This window comes from Bradyrhizobium sp. MI1.10, from assembly GCF_055811035.1.
This window is the reverse complement of record NZ_JBVVPN010000007.1, coordinates 51,751-68,059: the sequence shown is the minus strand read 5'-3', so window position 1 is coordinate 68,059 and position 16,309 is coordinate 51,751. Positions and strand designations below refer to the sequence as shown.

15 protein-coding genes are annotated in these 16,309 nt (G+C 63.9%); 7 read left to right on the top strand and 8 right to left on the bottom strand.

Annotated features, from left to right (window positions below; genetic code table 11):
• Nucleotides 1–331: ATP-binding cassette domain-containing protein (locus tag AC0L3K_RS09695; RefSeq protein WP_473365829.1), on the bottom strand; the 331-nt coding region annotated here is incomplete at its 3' end.
• A 2-nt stretch (nt 332–333) separates the two neighbouring features.
• On the bottom strand, nt 334–1,470 hold the full coding sequence (locus AC0L3K_RS09690) for an MlaE family ABC transporter permease (RefSeq protein WP_354128474.1): 1,137 nt from the start codon (nt 1,468–1,470) through the stop codon (nt 334–336).
• Between the two features lie 175 nt (nt 1,471–1,645).
• Between AC0L3K_RS09690 and AC0L3K_RS09685 the strand changes: the two genes are divergently transcribed.
• Complete coding sequence (locus AC0L3K_RS09685) at nt 1,646–1,921, top strand: hypothetical protein (RefSeq protein WP_354164861.1); 276 nt, start codon at nt 1,646–1,648, stop codon at nt 1,919–1,921.
• Nucleotides 1,922–2,410: a phage holin family protein gene (locus AC0L3K_RS09680; RefSeq protein WP_473365828.1), complete on the top strand. Its 489-nt coding sequence runs from the start codon at nt 1,922–1,924 to the stop codon at nt 2,408–2,410.
• Between the two features lie 9 nt (nt 2,411–2,419).
• Here the strand turns inward: AC0L3K_RS09680 and AC0L3K_RS09675 are convergent, their stop codons facing one another.
• Together AC0L3K_RS09675 and AC0L3K_RS09670 are read right to left on the bottom strand one after the other, a co-directional pair.
• Nucleotides 2,420–5,113 (bottom strand): bifunctional acetate--CoA ligase family protein/GNAT family N-acetyltransferase, encoded by a 2,694-nt coding sequence (locus AC0L3K_RS09675; protein ID WP_473365827.1) that lies wholly within the window; start codon nt 5,111–5,113, stop codon nt 2,420–2,422.
• 69 nt (nt 5,114–5,182) lie between these two features.
• On the bottom strand, nt 5,183–6,022 hold the full coding sequence (locus AC0L3K_RS09670; protein WP_473365826.1) for a universal stress protein: 840 nt from the start codon (nt 6,020–6,022) through the stop codon (nt 5,183–5,185).
• A gap of 194 nt (nt 6,023–6,216) precedes the next feature.
• Between AC0L3K_RS09670 and AC0L3K_RS09665 the strand changes: the two genes are divergently transcribed.
• A complete protein-coding gene (locus AC0L3K_RS09665; RefSeq protein WP_473365825.1) occupies nt 6,217–7,749 on the top strand; it encodes a bifunctional aminoglycoside phosphotransferase/ATP-binding protein in 1,533 nt (510 codons plus the stop codon).
• A 12-nt stretch (nt 7,750–7,761) separates the two neighbouring features.
• Entirely contained in the window at nt 7,762–8,733 is a 972-nt protein-coding gene (locus AC0L3K_RS09660) for a CHAD domain-containing protein (RefSeq protein WP_473365824.1), read from the top strand.
• Here the strand turns inward: AC0L3K_RS09660 and AC0L3K_RS09655 are convergent.
• Nucleotides 8,730–10,577: a PHA/PHB synthase family protein gene (locus tag AC0L3K_RS09655; RefSeq protein ID WP_473365823.1), complete on the bottom strand. Its 1,848-nt coding sequence runs from the start codon at nt 10,575–10,577 to the stop codon at nt 8,730–8,732. The genes AC0L3K_RS09660 and AC0L3K_RS09655 overlap by 4 nt on opposite strands.
• 208 nt (nt 10,578–10,785) lie before the next feature.
• Here AC0L3K_RS09655 and AC0L3K_RS09650 point away from each other — a divergent pair, with 208 nt between their 5' ends.
• Nucleotides 10,786–11,514 (top strand): CBS domain-containing protein, encoded by a 729-nt coding sequence (locus tag AC0L3K_RS09650; protein ID WP_354164839.1) that lies wholly within the window; start codon nt 10,786–10,788, stop codon nt 11,512–11,514.
• A 46-nt stretch (nt 11,515–11,560) separates the two neighbouring features.
• Here the strand turns inward: AC0L3K_RS09650 and AC0L3K_RS09645 are convergent, their stop codons facing one another.
• From AC0L3K_RS09645 to AC0L3K_RS09635, 3 genes are all read right to left on the bottom strand, one after another.
• On the bottom strand, nt 11,561–12,019 hold the full coding sequence (locus tag AC0L3K_RS09645; RefSeq protein ID WP_219682413.1) for a RidA family protein: 459 nt from the start codon (nt 12,017–12,019) through the stop codon (nt 11,561–11,563).
• 21 nt (nt 12,020–12,040) lie between these two features.
• Nucleotides 12,041–13,732, bottom strand: coding sequence for a benzoate-CoA ligase family protein (locus AC0L3K_RS09640; protein WP_473365822.1), 1,692 nt, complete (start codon nt 13,730–13,732; stop codon nt 12,041–12,043).
• 147 nt (nt 13,733–13,879) lie between these two features.
• Nucleotides 13,880–14,398 carry a MarR family winged helix-turn-helix transcriptional regulator gene (locus AC0L3K_RS09635; RefSeq protein ID WP_007601583.1) on the bottom strand — a complete coding sequence of 173 codons (519 nt, stop codon included), beginning with the start codon at nt 14,396–14,398 and terminating at the stop codon, nt 13,880–13,882.
• A 248-nt stretch (nt 14,399–14,646) separates the two neighbouring features.
• On the opposite strand from AC0L3K_RS09635, the gene AC0L3K_RS09630 reads away from it, so the two are divergent.
• Entirely contained in the window at nt 14,647–15,822 is a 1,176-nt protein-coding gene (locus tag AC0L3K_RS09630; RefSeq protein ID WP_473365821.1) for an ABC transporter substrate-binding protein, read from the top strand.
• A 29-nt stretch (nt 15,823–15,851) separates the two neighbouring features.
• Complete coding sequence (locus AC0L3K_RS09625) at nt 15,852–16,307, top strand: cupin domain-containing protein (RefSeq protein WP_007601580.1); 456 nt, start codon at nt 15,852–15,854, stop codon at nt 16,305–16,307.
• Nucleotides 16,308–16,309 lie beyond the last annotated feature (2 nt).

Genomic DNA, 16,309 nt, shown 5'->3' with positions numbered 1-16,309 from the left:
TTTTTACCCGACGCTCAACTGGTTGGGGCGGCCGGCCGGGCCGGGCGCACACCCGGCCGCCCGGGTGCAACCGACCCCCCCCGGGCGGGGCCGCGCCTGGGGGGCGGCCGCCGATTGGCCGTCCCGTAACCTCGATGGTCCCGCCTTGGCGCGGGATGAGGCCGATGATGGTCCGCATCAGCACCGACTTGCCGCCACCGGACGCCCCCACGAGTCCGAGGATCTCACCCCGGCGCACGTCGAGCGACAGATGATCGAGCACGGTCTGCCGGCCGAAGCCGACCACGAGGTCGCGGACGCGGATCGCGAACTGCTCTTGCGATTCGCCCATGATCACATTCCGATCGAGGCGAAGAAGATCGCGAACAGGCCGTCGAGCACGATCACCAGGAAGATCGACTTGACCACCGACGTCGTGGTCTGTCGTCCCAGCGACTCGGCGCTGCCCTTCACGCGCAAGCCCTCGCTGCAGGCGACGATTCCGATCACCAGCGCCATGAACGGCGCCTTCAGGATGCCCACCTCGAAATGGGTGACCGAGATCGCCTCGTGCAGCCTCGCGATGTAGATCGCCGGCGCCATGCCGCCGTAGAACTGCGCGACCAGGCCGCCGCCATAGAGTGCGGCAATCGATCCGATGAAAGCAAGGATCGGCAGCGCAATCACCAGGGCCGCAACCCGCGGCAGGATCAGGACGTGGACGGGATCGAGGCCCATGGTCGAGAGCGCATCAATCTCCTCGCGCATCTTCATCGAGCCGAGCTCGGCGGTGTAGGCGCTTCCCGAGCGGCCGGCGACCATGATGGCAACGATCAGCACCCCGAGCTCGCGCAGCACCAGGATGCCGACCATGTCGACGGTGTAGGACTCCGCGCCGAACCTGCGGAAATGGAAAAATCCCTGCTGGGCGATGATGGCGCCGATCAGGAAGGTGATCAGCACGACGATGGGGATGGCCTGCCAGCCGATGCGATAGAGCTGATAGATCAGCGATGTCAGTCGCAGCGAGCGCGGCCGGCGCAGCACGCCGATCACGGCCATGCACAACGCGCCCAGCATTTGAAGAAAGATCGTGATGTCTTCACGCGCGCCGACCGTGGACTTGCCGAGATCGTTCAGTCTGAGCAGAACCGGGTTAGGTGCAGGCGTCGGCAGCGGCGTGTGGCGGTTGACCTGACGCACCTCGTCCATCAGGCCACTGAAATGGTCGGCGACCCCGATAAATTCGGTCGATCGACCGGACGATGAAGCCCTGCGCGACAGCTTTTCCAGGACCCAGGCGCCGAGCGTGTCGAGCGCGCTGACGCCCGACATGTCCAAGGTCACGGCTCTGGATTGATCGACGTCCGCCCCGACCGACCGGGACAATGTCTCCAGCATCGACACGTTCGCGGCAATCCACGGCCCTTCCGGGCACAATTTCAGCTCTTCGCCGGAGGGCGTTGCCAGCAACAGCGGTTCGGAGTTCACGCTTCCACCTCATCGGGACAACCCGGTCCCCATTCAGCCGGTCATTCTAGGCCAGCATGTGGCAGCCGGTTTGACCTGTCTCAAGACCACGACGCGTCTGCCTCCTTGACGCAAATCAAGCGCGGTCGGACCAGTGGGTCCTAGGTTTGTTTCCATTAACGGGGAAATCAGATCGATGTTCGACAGCGACAGGATGAGCGAAGAACTGCGCACGCTGAAGATCGACGTCACACGCTTGCTGAGCACGGCCGGCGAGGAGATGTTCGACAGTTCGAAAGACCGCGTGGAGGCGCTTGCCGATCAGATCAGGGCCGCGCTCGCCGAGCTCGGCGAGACCGTCGACGAGGAGCAGGAGCAGCTTCAGGGCCTCATTGCGGACCGCCCGATCACATCACTTGCCTCGGCCTTCGCGCTCGGCGTGGTCGCCGGCTTCATGCTGCGGAGGCACTAGGTGAACACGGAAAATGTCGTCAAACATCTGCGTGTGCTCTGGCGTACCGACAGGATCATCGCCGACATCCGGCTGCGCCACCTGCTGATCGGCCTCGGCCTGCGCGCCTTTGCCGCGCTGATCGCCGCCTTCGGGCTCCTGATGCTGGAGCTGTCCGCCTATTTCGCGCTGGTGCAGATCTGGAGTGCCATTGGCGCGGCCGCCATCCTTGGCGCCGTCAATTTTGTCATCGCAGCAATTCTCTTTGTGATTGCCGGCCGCCCGCCTGCAGGCCGCGACATCGAACTCGCCAACGAGATTCACGGCGCATCCATCGAAGCTCTTCAGCTCGAGGCCCGCACATTCCAGGCCCAGCTTTCGGGCGCCGTACATCATCCGCTCAGCACGATCTTGCCGGTGCTGGTGCCGCTGATTGCGGTCCTGATCAAGACCTTGCGGAGAACGGCCAAGGAGTCCCCCGCGGCCAATTCGGCCGAAGCGCGCTCCTGACGGGCGCGCTCAGAGCTTCAGCCTGACGTCGCAAATGTCCGGTTCAGTGGGATCCGGCTTCACCTCGAAGCCGAGCTGCCGGCACATCTCCAGCATCGTGGTGTTCTCCCGGAGTACATCGCCGGAGATCGCTTTGAGCCCCTCCGATCTCGCGTAGTCGATGATCAGCTGCATTAGGGCCCATCCCAGACCCTTGCCCTTGAGATCGGACCGCAGCAGGATTGCATATTCGCCGCTCTCGTAGACCGAGTCCGAATGGAGGCGGACCACGCCGACCATCTCGCCGGTCGCCTCGTCGAATGCGATAAAGGCCATCGCCCGCGCATAGTCGAGTTGGGTCAGGCGCGCGATGAACTCGTGGGTGAACTCCTTCATCGGCGCGAAGAAACGCAGACGAAGATCGTGCGCCGTGACATGACCCAGGAATGCGTGGATGGTCGGCTCGTCCTCCGGACGCAGGGGCCGCGCGAAGATCCGCCAGCCCTCCTTGAGCTTGAGGCGGCGCTCCCATTGCGACGGATAGGCCCGAACGGCGAAGTTGGCGGCGCCGGAGCCGGCGAACTTCCGTTGCGGCAGCCCGACCGCGACGCGGGCATCGACCGCGGTCACGCCGGTTTCGTCCGCGAGCAGCGGATTGATGTCGAATTCGCGGATCTCGGGAATGTCGGCGGCCATCTGCGCCAGCTTGACCAGGACCATGGCGACGGCGTCGGGCTTCACCGCCGGCACGTCCCGGTAAGCGCGAAGCAGCCGTGACACGCGCGTGCGGTCGATCAGGTCGCGGGCCAGTTGCAGATCGAGCGGCGGCAGGGCAAGCGCCTTGTCGTTGATGATCTCGACCGCGGTCCCGCCGCGGCCGAATACCACGACGGTCCCGAAGGTCGGATCGTCGGCGAGGCCCAGGATCAGCTCGCGCGCCTTCGCCTTGACGACCATCGCCTGCACGATGACGCCCTCGATGCGAGCTTGCGGACGCAGCTTTCTTGCCCGAGCGAGAATGTCGGTGGCGGCAGCGCGCACCGCCTCGACCGTCGTCAGATTGAGCACGACACCGCCGACATCGGATTTGTGGACGATGTCGCGCGACATGATCTTCAGCACGACGGTGGCGCCCTGCGCAAAGATGTCTTTCGCGTAGGTCACCGCCTGCTCGACATCGGCCGCGGCGTATGTGGGCACCATCGCGATATCGTAGGCTTCAAGCAGGTGCTTGATCTCGACGGGTTCGAGCCATTGGCGGCCGTCCGCGATGGCAGCAGCTACGATCTGCTTCGCAGCACGTGCGTCCGGCACGAAAGTCTCGGGCATTGCGGGTGGAACCTGGCTCAACTCCTCCACGACTTCGCGATGCCTCACGAGGTACATGAAGCCGCGCACGGCGTCATCCTCGGTCGGATAGTTCGGGATGCCCGCGCCGGACAGTGTTTCGATGATATTCTGGTCTGCTCCGATCCACGAGGCGAGCACGGGCTTGGCCCAACTGCGGTGCTTCTCGCGATATGCCTTGACGCGTTCGGTCACCATCGTTGCGATATCGGCAGCCGAGGCAATCGCGGTCTGCACGTTGAGGACGAGGACCGCGTCGTTGTCGGGATCGCCGAGCAGCACGTCGAGCGCCGCCGCATAGCGCGACGCATCGGCGTCGCCCACGATGTCGACGGGATTTGCGCCGGACCAGTTCGGCGGCAGTGCGTCATCGAGTTTCTTGCGGGCGTCCGCCGAGATGGTCGCCGGAATGCCGCCGAGCTCGACCAACCGGTCGATAGCGAGGACACCGATGCCGCCGCCATTGGTCAGGATGGCGAGGCGCTTTCCCGCCGGCGACTCGACGCGCCCGAGCGTCTCGGCGCAATCGAACAGCTCGCGCAGATCGGAGACCCGCAGGACGCCCGCGCGACGGAACGCCGCGTCATAGACGGCGTCGGCGCCCGCGAGTGCACCGGTATGGGTGGCGGCCGCCTTCGCGCCCTGCGCCATTCGGCCGGACTTCACCACGACAACGGGCTTCACACGCGCCGCGGCACGCGCGGCCGACATGAACTTGCGCGCGTCCTTGATGGCTTCGATGTAGAGCAGAATCGCCCGGGTCTTGTGATCCATCGCGAAATAGTCGAGCAGATCGGCAATATCGACGTCGATCTGATCGCCGATCGAGACGATGCCGGAGAAGCCGACGCCGCGCTGCGCGGCCCAATCGACCATGCCGGCCGCGATCGCGCCTGATTGCGAGATCAGCGCGAGATTCCCCGGCCCCGGCATGTGCGCAGCAAAACTGGCATTGAGGCTCACGCCGGGCATCATGATGCCCAAGCAGTTCGGCCCGATCAGCCGCATGCCGTATTTGCGGGCCGCAGTGATGGCGGCCTCGTGGAGGGACCCCGCTCCGTGACCGAGCCCGGCCGAGACGATCAGGGCGCCCGCCGAGCCGCGCCGCCCGGCTTGATCGACAATGCTCGGAACCGCGCGCGCCGGCGCGGTGATAACCACAAGCTCGGGCACGAACGGCAATTGATCGAGGCTGTCCACGGCCGCGACGCCGCCGATCTCGGCATGGCGCGGATTGACGAGGCCGAACTGTCCCGTGAATCCAGCCTTACGGATGTTCTCCAGAACGGCGCGTCCAACGGAGACCGGGCGGGCGCTCGCACCGACGAGCGCGACCGAACGCGGCGACAGCAGGTTCTTCAGACGATAGGTTGACATGAAAGCAAATGCGCCCGGTCGGTGGCGGTTCCGATGGTTGACGATCAGGCCGATAAACTGGCCACCCGCCTAGTACGAGAGCATAACCCAGCACGGTGGCTCGCCAATGACGGTCTTTGTCACACCGCCCCAAACGATCTCGTTCAGGCGCGAATGATGGTAGGCGCCCATCACGATTGCATCGATGGCATGTGAATTCGCCCAGCTTCCGAGCACCTTGCCAATCGAGCTGCCGCCGCCCGCCACGGTTTCAAACGAGGCGTAGACCCCATGTTCCCTCAAGTGATCGACGAGAGCCGTCCCGGATTGCACGATCGCCTCGGACTTGTCGTCCGCCACGGTCACCACGCGGACCAGGGCTGCTGCCTGAAGGATAGGCAGCGCGTCGCCGACCGCACGCGCCGCACGCGCGGAGTGGTCCCAGGCGATCATGACGTTCTCGAATTCCGGGCGCAGTTCGTCCACATGCTGCTCCGGGCAGAGCAGCACTGGCCGTCCGGATTCGAACAAGAGCGTCTCGATGATGTGCTCGGTTCGGCTGTCGTGCGGCTTCACGGGGACCAGCGTGAGATCGCTGAAGCGCCCGTGCTCGGCCAGGACTGTCGCGATCTGGTCTGCCGGCACCTTGGCCGACCGGCTTTGAGCGCGAATGCCGGTGCGGGAGGTTGCGCGGGTGAACGCACCCAGGAGATCCTGACTGTCGCCCGCCCCAAGCGAGCCGTTTGGCTCGGCCGCATCGGAATCATCGGGGAGCATCACCTTCGGCCGCACGAAAACATCCTCTTCGAGCGCAAGCGCGGTGATCCTGGCGCCGAGGTCGGCGGCAACGGCCACGCATTTCTCGATCGCAGCAAGGGCCGGGCCGCGTGACTGGCCGACGAGCGGCAGAAAGACGTCCTTGATCGGCATCGGGATTCTCCTCAGGCGCCAGAATAGGCCGGCTTTGGTTGGGACGCTTGATCCTCGTCAAGCCCAAGAACTCCGACCGATCGGAAAGGAGACAAGCGTTGACCGAAGTCAAGGACTGGCCGTGATCTGCTTCTATGGATTACCCTGATCGCGGGGCGAGCCGCCTTCCGACGCATCTGGACGTACCAGCTGGAATGACAGACGATTCTGCGACCCAGGACCGGATCTTTGCGGCGCTCACCAATCCCGCGGATCATCCAAACGTGAGGCGGATCGATACGCACGCAGCTTCGGTCTTTCTCGAAGGCAGACGCGCTCTGAAAATCAAGCGCGCCGTGCAATTTCCATTCCTCGATTATTCGACGCTCGAGAAGCGCAAGGCGGCGTGTGAGGAGGAGATCAGGATCAACCGGCCGCTGGCGCCGCAGATCTATCACCGCGTCGTGGCGATCACGGAAGAGCCCGATGGATCGGTGAAGGTGGACGGAAGCGGCCGGCCGATCGAGTTTGCGGTCGAGATGTTGCGCTTCGACGAAAGCCGGACGCTGGATCATCTGGCCAAGTCCGGAGCGCTGGATGACACTTTTGCCTCGGCCGTCGCCGATGCGATCGTGGCTTCCCATGCGCAGGCTGTTCGCGCCGGCGGCAACGCGTGGGTTTCCTCCATCCCTGGGCTGATCGATGGCAACTGCAATGGCCTGCGGACCGGCAATCAATTCGAAGCCGAAGAGATCGCAGAACTCGGCAGAGACTCGCACGCAATGTTCCTCCACCTCCGGCCTTTGCTCGAAGAGCGCGGCCGTCAAGGCTTCGTCCGCCGCTGCCACGGCGATTTGCATCTTGCGAACATCGTGGCGATCGACGAGCAGCCGGTGCTGTTCGACGCCATCGAGTTCGACGCCCAGATGGCAACCACCGACGTGCTCTACGATCTCGCATTCGGATTGATGGACCTGTTGCACCACAATCAACCACGCGCGGCCAACATCGTGCTGAACCGTTATCTCGCCGGGACTCCGGTCGAGAATCTCGACGCGCTCTCCGCACTGCCACTGTTCATGTCCGTCCGGGCGGCGATCCGCGCCCAGGTCGCGCTGGCACGGCTGAAGCCGCCGCATTCTGATGATCCCAGCATTCTCGACGGGGCACGGCGCTATTTTGGCCTTGCGCGCGCGTTGATCCAGCCGCCCGCCCCCCGGCTGATTGCAATCGGTGGACTGTCAGGCACCGGAAAGACGATTTTGGCACGCGCGCTCGCGCCGGACGTTACGCCGCAGCCGGGCGCCGTCGTGCTGCGCAGCGACCTGGTCCGCAAGCAGATGTTCGGGGTCGATGACACGGACCGGCTGCCGGCATCCGCATACACGCCGGAGGTCACGGCCCGCGTTTACGACATGTTGGCTCGTCACGCCGGGCGGGTGCTGGCGCAAGGCCATTCAGCGATCATCGACGGCGTGTTCGCCCGCGCGGGCGAACGAGACACAGTCGCCGCACTGGCGCGCGAGCGCAACGTGCCGCTGAGCGGCCTATTTCTGATTGCGGACCTTGCGACCCGGCAGGCGCGGATCGGCGGCCGCCGGGGCGACGCATCCGACGCCACGCAGGAGGTTGCCGAGCGGCAAGAGCACTATAATATCGGCCATATCGGTTGGGCGACCATCGATGCATCCGGGACGCAAGAGCAGACGCTCCAGAACTGCCGGGACGCGATCGCCGAGAGCAAGTAAGGCAATCTGCAAATGGCGCGACCCAGCACGAATTCGACGGCCGCGCGCGTCAAGCCTGCGGCGAGGCGCAATGCCCTGCCCGGCCGCCTCAGCCCCGGCATGGTCTGCGACACCGCGTTCCGGATCGTCGCCCGCCGTCACCTCGCCGCCGTTCTCGCGCAGCATGACGGCACCTGCCGCGGCGATCCGGAGGCACTGCACCAGATCCGGATTGCACTGACGCATCTGCGCACCGCCATCCGCTTCTTCTCGCCGATGGTCGATGATGCCCTTCGGCCGGAGGTCTGGACCGAACTGAAATGGCTGAACAGCCAGCTCGGCATGGTACGGGATCTGGACGTGGCGATCGAGCGGGTCATCGCCGAGAGTGGAGGCGAGTTGACCGTGATTGCCGAGCTCCAGCACTGGGACGAGAAGCGTGCCGAGAGCCACCGCCTGCTGGCGCGCGCGCTGCAATCCGCGCGATATCGCCGTCTCGTCGAGCAGACGTCAGCCTGGATCGAGAGCGGCCCCTGGTCGACCCGGCGCAGCAGGGAAGCTATCAGGCTACGCCGCTGCACGCTCGCCGACCACGCAACAGAGAAACTCACGGAATGGGAAAAAACGCTGCTCAAGAAAGCACGCAAGCTCCACAAGCTCGATGTCGAGAAACGGCACAAGCTGCGGCTTCTCAACAAGCGGCTGACCTATTCGATCGAGTCGCTGGAGGACCTGTTCGCCGACGAGTCGCTGACGAAGCAGAAGTCGATCCTCAAGCAGTTGCGCAAGGCGCAAAAGTCCCTCGGACAGTTGAATGACGATGCGCGAGGGCAAACCCTGGCGGCGTCATTGAACGAGGCCGTCCCCGAGGCGGGCATTCGCTTCCTCAACCGCAAGCGCGAAAAGAAACTGTTGCGGACCGCCTCGCGTGCCTACCGGAAACTCGACAAGGCCAAGCCGTTCCGCTCCGCCAACCTTGCGCCGAATGCGCAGCCTGAGGATTAGGTGTGGACGTAGTCTCCCGGCGCGTCGGGCAGACCGTCAAGGTCTCCGCCTCCGATCTGCGGCGGATCGCAGGGCGCCCCGGAGCGCGCGGCCAGCCATTCGGCCCATTCCGGCCACCACGATCCCTCGACTTGCGGTGCCAGCTTCATCCATTCGTCCGGACCGACATAGGGCGCATCGGCGGCCTTGATCAGCACATGATAGCTGTGGCCGGGCTCGTCCGGCGGCGCGACGACGCCGGCATTGTGGCCGCCGCTGGTCAACACAAAGGTCACGTCGGCATCGACCTGGTAGTGGATCTTGTAGACGGATCGCCACGGCGCCACGTGATCGGCGAGCGTGCCGACCACGAACATCGGCGCATGGATGTCGGAAAGCGAGACGCTCTTGTCCTCGACACGATAGCGGCCCTCGGCCAGATCGTTGCCCAGGAATAGCTTTCGCAGATACTCCGAGTGCATGCGATAGGGCAGCCGCGTGGCGTCGGCGTTCCAGGCCATCAGGTCGCTCGGTGGCGCGCCCTCGCCCATCAGATAGTCGTGCGACAGCCGCGACCAGATCAGTTCGTTGGAGCGCAACAGCTGGAACGCGCCGGCCATCTGCGTCGTGTCCAGATAGCCCCGCTGCCACATCAGGTCCTCGAGAAAGGCGACCTGGCTCTCGTTGACGAAAAGCGTCAGCTCGCCGGCCTCGGTGAAATCCGTCTGTGCGGCAAGCAGGGTGATCGTGCACAGTCGCTTGTCGCCGTCGCGTGCCATCGCGGCCGCGGCGATCGACAGCAATGTGCCGCCCAGGCAGTAGCCGAGCGCATGGGTGTTCCGGCCCGGCAGGATCCGGCCGATCATGTCCAGCGCCGCCATGACGCCCAGCTTGCGATAGTCGTCGAAGGCGACATCCCGGTCTTTGGCATCCGGATTTCGCCAGGAAATCGCGAATACGGTGAAACCCTGACTGGTCAGATACTTCACCAGAGAATTCTGCGGCGACAGATCGAGGATGTAGTACTTCATGATCCAGGCGGGCACGATCAGGATCGGCTCGGGACGCACTTGCGCAGTCGTGGGTTGGTACTGGATCAGCTCGATCAACTCATTGCGGTAAACGACCTTGCCCGGCGAAGCCGCGACCGTCTCGCCGACGATAAACTGTTCGTCACCCGCTGGCCTTGCGGCGGAGAGCAGGCGCATCAGATCGCTGCACCAGTTCTGCCAGCCGAATACGAAATTCTCCCCGCCGCTCCGGAACGCCTTCTCCAGCACTTGCGGATTGGTCGCCGCGAAATTCGACGGCGCCAGCATGTCAAGCATCTGGCGCATCGAAAATTCGACGATGGCCTCATTTGCGTGCGACACGCCGCGTACGCCGGTCGTGGCATCGTGCCACCAGCGCTCTCCGAGCAGGAATGCCTGCGCAAGCAGATTGAACGGTGCGGCCTCCCACTGTGGCCCCCTGAAGCGACGATCCCGCCCCTGCGGCGCAATCACGGACCACGGCTTTTGCGACGTCGCATGCGCGGCGGCTTCCACAAACTGGCCCATGTCGCGAAGCACGTTGCGCGACATCTCCACCTGACGCTGGGGCGCCGCAGCCAGATGAGAGCTCCAATCGAGCCAGGCGAGCGACAAGGCCAGCGGCGAAATCCCGCCCGTCAACCGCGCCAGCATCGCATGAAACGCGCGGTCAAGAGGGTATGGCTCCGATACAGGCAGGGGATCGGCAGCGACGGGCATTCCGGCCAGCGCTTCGGGGGCCGTCGTAGAGGCTTCGGGCTCAACAACAGGACTGACGGAGAGAGCCTGCGCGGACGGCTCTTCGGGTCTTGGAAATATCTGCACGACGCTCATGGCTGAATGTTCCTGCCCGCTTCTTGGCGGCGTGGCAGCAGGATATGGCGAGGCTTCGGATGCGCGTTGAGCTGCATCAAGTCCGGGCATCGATCACGATTGCTCAACCGGGAAGAGCCCGATTCATCCTTTGACCTGCGTCAAGCCGCAGCACGACGCCAGAGCTAGGCTCCCCGCATCGATATTCGACAAGCCAGCGGAGTCCGGCATGCGCGCCCATCAGATCATGACCCGGTCGGTCATCTCGGTTACCCCAGACACCAGCATCGTGGAGGCGGCAAACATCATGCTGAAGCGGCATGTCAGCGGTCTCACCGTCGTCGACGATGCCGGCAAGCTGGTCGGCGTGGTCTCGGAAGGCGACTTCATCCGCCGCAGCGAAATCGGCACGGGACGCAAGCGAGGACGCTGGCTGCGGTTCATTCTCGGATCCGGCAAATCGGCCAGCGACTTCGTCCACGAGCACGGCCGCAAGGTCTCGGAGGTGATGACCCGTTCACCAGTGACCATCACCGAGGATACGGCGCTCGCCGAGATCGTCGACCTCATGGAACGGAACAACGTGAAGCGTCTGCCGGTGATCCGCGGCGACACGATCGTCGGCATCGTGTCGCGCGCGAACCTGCTCCAGGCGGTGGCGGACCTCGCCCGAGACGTCCCCGACCCGACCGCGGACGACGATCACATTCGCAGCCGCATCATCGATACCATGGAGAAGAACGACTGGTGCCCGTTCGGGCTGAACGTCATCGTCCGCGACGGAATCGTTCATCTCAGCGGCGTCATCACCGAGGAGCGCGTGCGACAGGCCGCGGTCGTCGCAGCGGAGAACGTCAACGGCGTGAAGAAGGTGCATGACCATCTCTGCTGGGTCGACACCATGTCAGGAATATATCTAAACTCGCCCGAGGACGATGACCTCGCCAAGGCAAGCTGACCAAGGCAAGCTGACCAAGGCAAGCTGAGCGCGCACCGATCGCAGTTCAGCGCGGAATGACGGCGGTGGCCTCGATCTCGACTCGCGCCGCCTTCTCGACGAGGCGGACGACCTGAACCAGCGCCATCGCCGGGTAGTGCGCGCCGAAGATGGCGCGGTAGGCCTTGCCGAGCTCTTTCAGGTTCGTCAGGTACTCGTCCATGTCGACGACGTACCAGGTCAGGCGCACCAGATGCTCGGGCTGCGCGCCGGCCTCCGCAAGGATCGCGGCGATGTTGCTCAGGGTTTGGCGCACCTGCGCGACAAAACCCTCCGCGAGACGCTCCTCGGCATCCCAGCCGATGACGCCGCCAGTGACGACGATGCGTCCCTCGGCGGCCATGCCGTTGGCATAGCCTTTCGGCACCGGCCAACCGGACGGCTGGAGCACCTGCGCCCTGGCGCGGGCTTCGTCCTCGGCTGCTGTCGGCAGCACCGCGAGCTGCGGGCCTTTCGGCGTCGTCACGGACAATTCTCTATCCCTCTCTCATTCCGCCGCGACGCCGGAGGACGTCACCGCGGTCTGCGCCAGTTGCCGCAGGGCAAAGCGCTTTAGTTTGCCGGTCTCGGTCTTCGGCAGTTGCGTCACGAACTCGATCGCGCGCGGATATTTGTATGGCGCGATCTCGCGTTTGACATGCTCCTGCAACGCAGCCACGAGCTCGGCGTCCGGCGTAACGCCCGGCGCGGCAACGACATAGGCCTTCACGATCATGCCGCGCGCTTCGTCCGGCGCGCCGACCACCCCGCACTCGAGGACGGAGGGATGCGTAAGCAGCGCCGCCTCGACGTCCGTGCCAGCGATGTTGTAGCCGGCCGACACGATCATGTCGTCTGAGCGCGATTGGTACCAGAAATAGCCGTCGCTATCCATCAGATAGGTGTCGCCGGTGATGTTCCAGCCGTTCTGGACGTATTTGCGCTGCCGCTCGTCGGCGAGATAGCGGCATCCGGTCGGCCCGCGTACCGCGAGCCTTCCCATCGCGCCCGGCGGAACGTCGTTGCCCGAATCATCGACGATCTTCGCCTCATACCCAGGCACCGGCTTGCCCGTCGCACCCGGGCGGATTTCGTCCTCGGTCGCGCTGATGAAGATGTGCAGCAGCTCGGTCGAGCCGATGCCGTCCATCAGCTTGATGCCGGTCGCCTTCAGCCAGGCATCGAATGTCGGCTTGGGCAGCGTCTCGCCGGCGGACACGCATTTGCGGAGCGACGAAATATCGCGGCCCGGAAGCTTGCCAATCATCGCCCGGTACGCGGTCGGGGCGGTGAAACAGACCGTGGTCTTGTACTGCTCGATCGCATTCAGAATGTCGTCGGGCGCCGTCTTCTCCAGAACGACGAACGAGGCGCCGATGTGCATCGGAAACAGCACGCCGCCGAAGCCAAACGTGAAGGCGAGCGGTGCCGAGCCGACGAAGCGATCCTTCTGCTCCGCGCGCAGGATGTTGCGCGCATAGCCATCGCACACCGCCAGCATGTCACGGTGGAAATGCATTGTGCCCTTGGGGTCGCCGGTCGTGCCCGACGTGAAAGCGATCAGGCAGACGTCGTCGGAGGCGGTATCGACAGCTTTGAACTCCGGACTTGCATCCCCCATCAGGGCCTCGAGCGAGTCGTCGGCGCCGTTGCCCCAATAGACTACGCGCTTGAGGTCGGGGGCTGCGGCTTTCGCCTTCTCCATTTCGTCGGCGAGCTTGCCATCGCAGAGCGCGAGTGCGATCTCCGCCTTCTGGATCGGATAGGACAGCTCCTTGGCGCGCAAGAGCGGCATCGTCGCCACGACAATGCCGCCGGCCTTGATCACCGCCAGATAGGTCGCGACCATCATCGGATTGTTGGCCGAGCGTAGCAGCACGCGTCCGCCGGTGACGAGACCAAGCTTGCCGACCAGCACATTGGCTATGCGGTTCACGACCGTTTGCAGCTCACGATAGGTGTAGCTGACCGCCGGGCTGATCACGCAGGGAGCGTCGCCATGTCCCTGCTCGACCCAGCGGTCGAGGAAATAGCTGACGCAGTTGAGGCGGGGCGGATATTGCAGTTCCGGTCGCGTGAAGATGAAGTCCGGCCACAACTCTCGCGGCGGAAGATGCTGCCGCGCGAATGTATCGACATGGGCTGTCGCGGCATTGTCGTCACGCGAGCCCGAGACTTGAACCTTGGCGGCGTTGGCCATCGCACGCTCCTTTCAGCATGGAAAGCACCCGGCAGCACTAACTCGGAAACATTTTAGGCTTAAAGCAATTTCGCGCAATAGCGGATTTTGGGCATCCCGTGCTTTTTCCGGTGGCAAACGGGATGGGCGGGTGCCTCGGCCGCGGACCTAGCCCCGGCGGCGAGCGGCCGATTTCTGCGCCGATGCCTTGGTCTTGGCGAGCAGCCGCATCAATTCGCGCACATCCTTCGGGGTCAGATCAGCGAAGAGATCGGCGATCCAGGTTTCGTGTTCCGCGGCCATTCTGCGAAACTCGGCGCGACCGAGTTTAGTCAGCCGGATCACCTGGACGCGGCGGTCCGTCTCCGACGTGCGGCGGTCGAGATGACCGGATTCCACGAGGCGCTCGACAAGGCCGGTGACGTTGCCGTTCGACACCATCATGCGCTTGGAAACATCGGACAGCGTCATGCCGTCGGGTGCCTTGTCGAGCTGCGCCATCAGGTCGAAACGGGGCAATGTGACGTCGAAGCGCTGCCGCAACCGGCCACGGACCTCGCCCTCGATCAGGGTCGTGCAAGTCAGGAGGCGCAGCCACAGCCGAAGCTCTTCGGCGTGATCCTCCGGAGTTTCGACGGCCTTGGTCTCGGAATCGAGCATATTGATGCAGTCACTCTCGGCCGGCATTGGCGCCCGGCACGGAATCCCAACGTTTTGAGCTTCAAATAAATCGAAGCCGGCTGCAAGCCTAAAGCCGCAACAATCGACCGCATGCCGATTTCTTTAGGCTTCAAATAATTGGCGCGCCGCTTGCATGCACCGCTGCCCGCAGGATGACGAGTTGAGCTTAGCTTGCCGCGGCAGCAATCATCGGCATAAACTTGGATTGGAGCAGCGGCTTGCAACGCAAGTCCTGTTATCACGGGGGACAGATCATGAAGACGCAAATGACGTTGGCCGCAGCCGCCTTGCTGCTTGGCACCGCGGTGAGCCCTTCCCTCGCCCAGGAAAAAATCAAGCTGGGTGTGATCGTGACCCTCTCGGGACCCGCCGCCGCGCTCGGCCAACAGGTTCGCGACGGCTTTGCGCTCGGGGTCAAGGATCTCGGTGGCAAGATGGGCGGCCGCGATGTCGAGGTCGTCGTGGTCGACGACGAGTTGAAGCCGGACGCAGCGGTCACCAAGGTCAAGGGCCTTCTGGAGCGCGACAAGGTCGACTTTGTGGTCGGTCCGATCTTCTCCAACATCCTCCAGGCGATCCACCGGCCGGTGACGGAATCGAAAACCTTCCTGATCAGCCCCAATGCCGGCCCATCGACGTTTGCCGGCAAGGACTGCAATCCGTTCTTCTATGTGACCTCGTATCAGAACGATCAGGTGCACGAGATCCTCGGCAAGGTCGCGCAGGATCGCGGCTACAAACGCATGTATCTGATGGTGCCGAATTATCAGGCCGGCAAGGACTCGGTCGCGGGCTTCAAGCTCGACTACAAGGGTGAGATCGTCGAAGAATCCTACATGCCGCTCAACACGCTGGATTTCCAGCCGGAGCTTTCCAAGATTTCGTCGCAGAAGCCCGATGCGCTCTTCACGTTCATGCCCGGCGGCCTCGGCGTCAATCTCGTCAAGCAATACAAGCAGGCCGGCCTCGCCGACAGCATTCCGGTGCTCTCGGCTTTCACCGTGGATGAATCGACCTTGCCGGCGCAGCAGGACGCCGCAGTCGGCATGTTCGGCGGCGCGAACTGGGCGCCCAATCTCGACAATCCCCAGAACAAGAGGTTCGTCGCTGCCTACGAGGCCGCCTATAATATCGTGCCGGGCACCTACGCCTTCCAGGCGTATGATGCCGCGATGCTGATCGACAGCGCCGTCAAGGCCGTGAAGGGCGATCTCTCGAACAAGGATGCGGTCGCGGCCGCTCTGAAAAAGGCGGACTTCACCTCGCTGCGCGGCGCCTTCAAGTTCAACACCAACGGTTATCCGATCCAGGATTTCTACCTGACCAAGGTCGCCAAGCGCGCGGACGGCAAGTTCCAGACCGAGATCGTCCAAAAAGTCTTCGAGAATTACGGCGACCGCTACGCCAAGGACTGCAAGGCGGCGAACTAAGCCGCACGTCGCGTTGAGGGAGGATCACAATGAAGAGCGAAATCACCGGCATCACGCGCGCCAATGAGGGAATCCAGGGCATCTCCTGGAACATCCTCGGCCAGACCTATGTGCCGAAGAGCAACACGGAGCACAGCTTCTCCTGGCATGCGACGCTGCCGCCGGGCACGTTCGTGCCGCCGCACATCCATCCCGACCAGGATGAATATCTCTATATGCTGGAGGGCAAGCTCGATTTCATGCTCGGCAATTCCGAGTCGCAGGCGACTGCGGGCGACCTGATCCGGCTCGGTATGGGCGTGCCGCACGGCATCTTCAACAAGTCGGAGCAGACCGCGAAAGTGCTGTTCTGGGTGTCACCGACCCGCAAGCTGTTCGACCTGTTCTGGGGCCTTCACAACATGAAGGAACAGAAGCCGGAGGACGTGGTGGCGATGGCCGCCGAGTTCAACATCCACTTCCTGCCGCCGCCTCCCGGCGGCTAGCT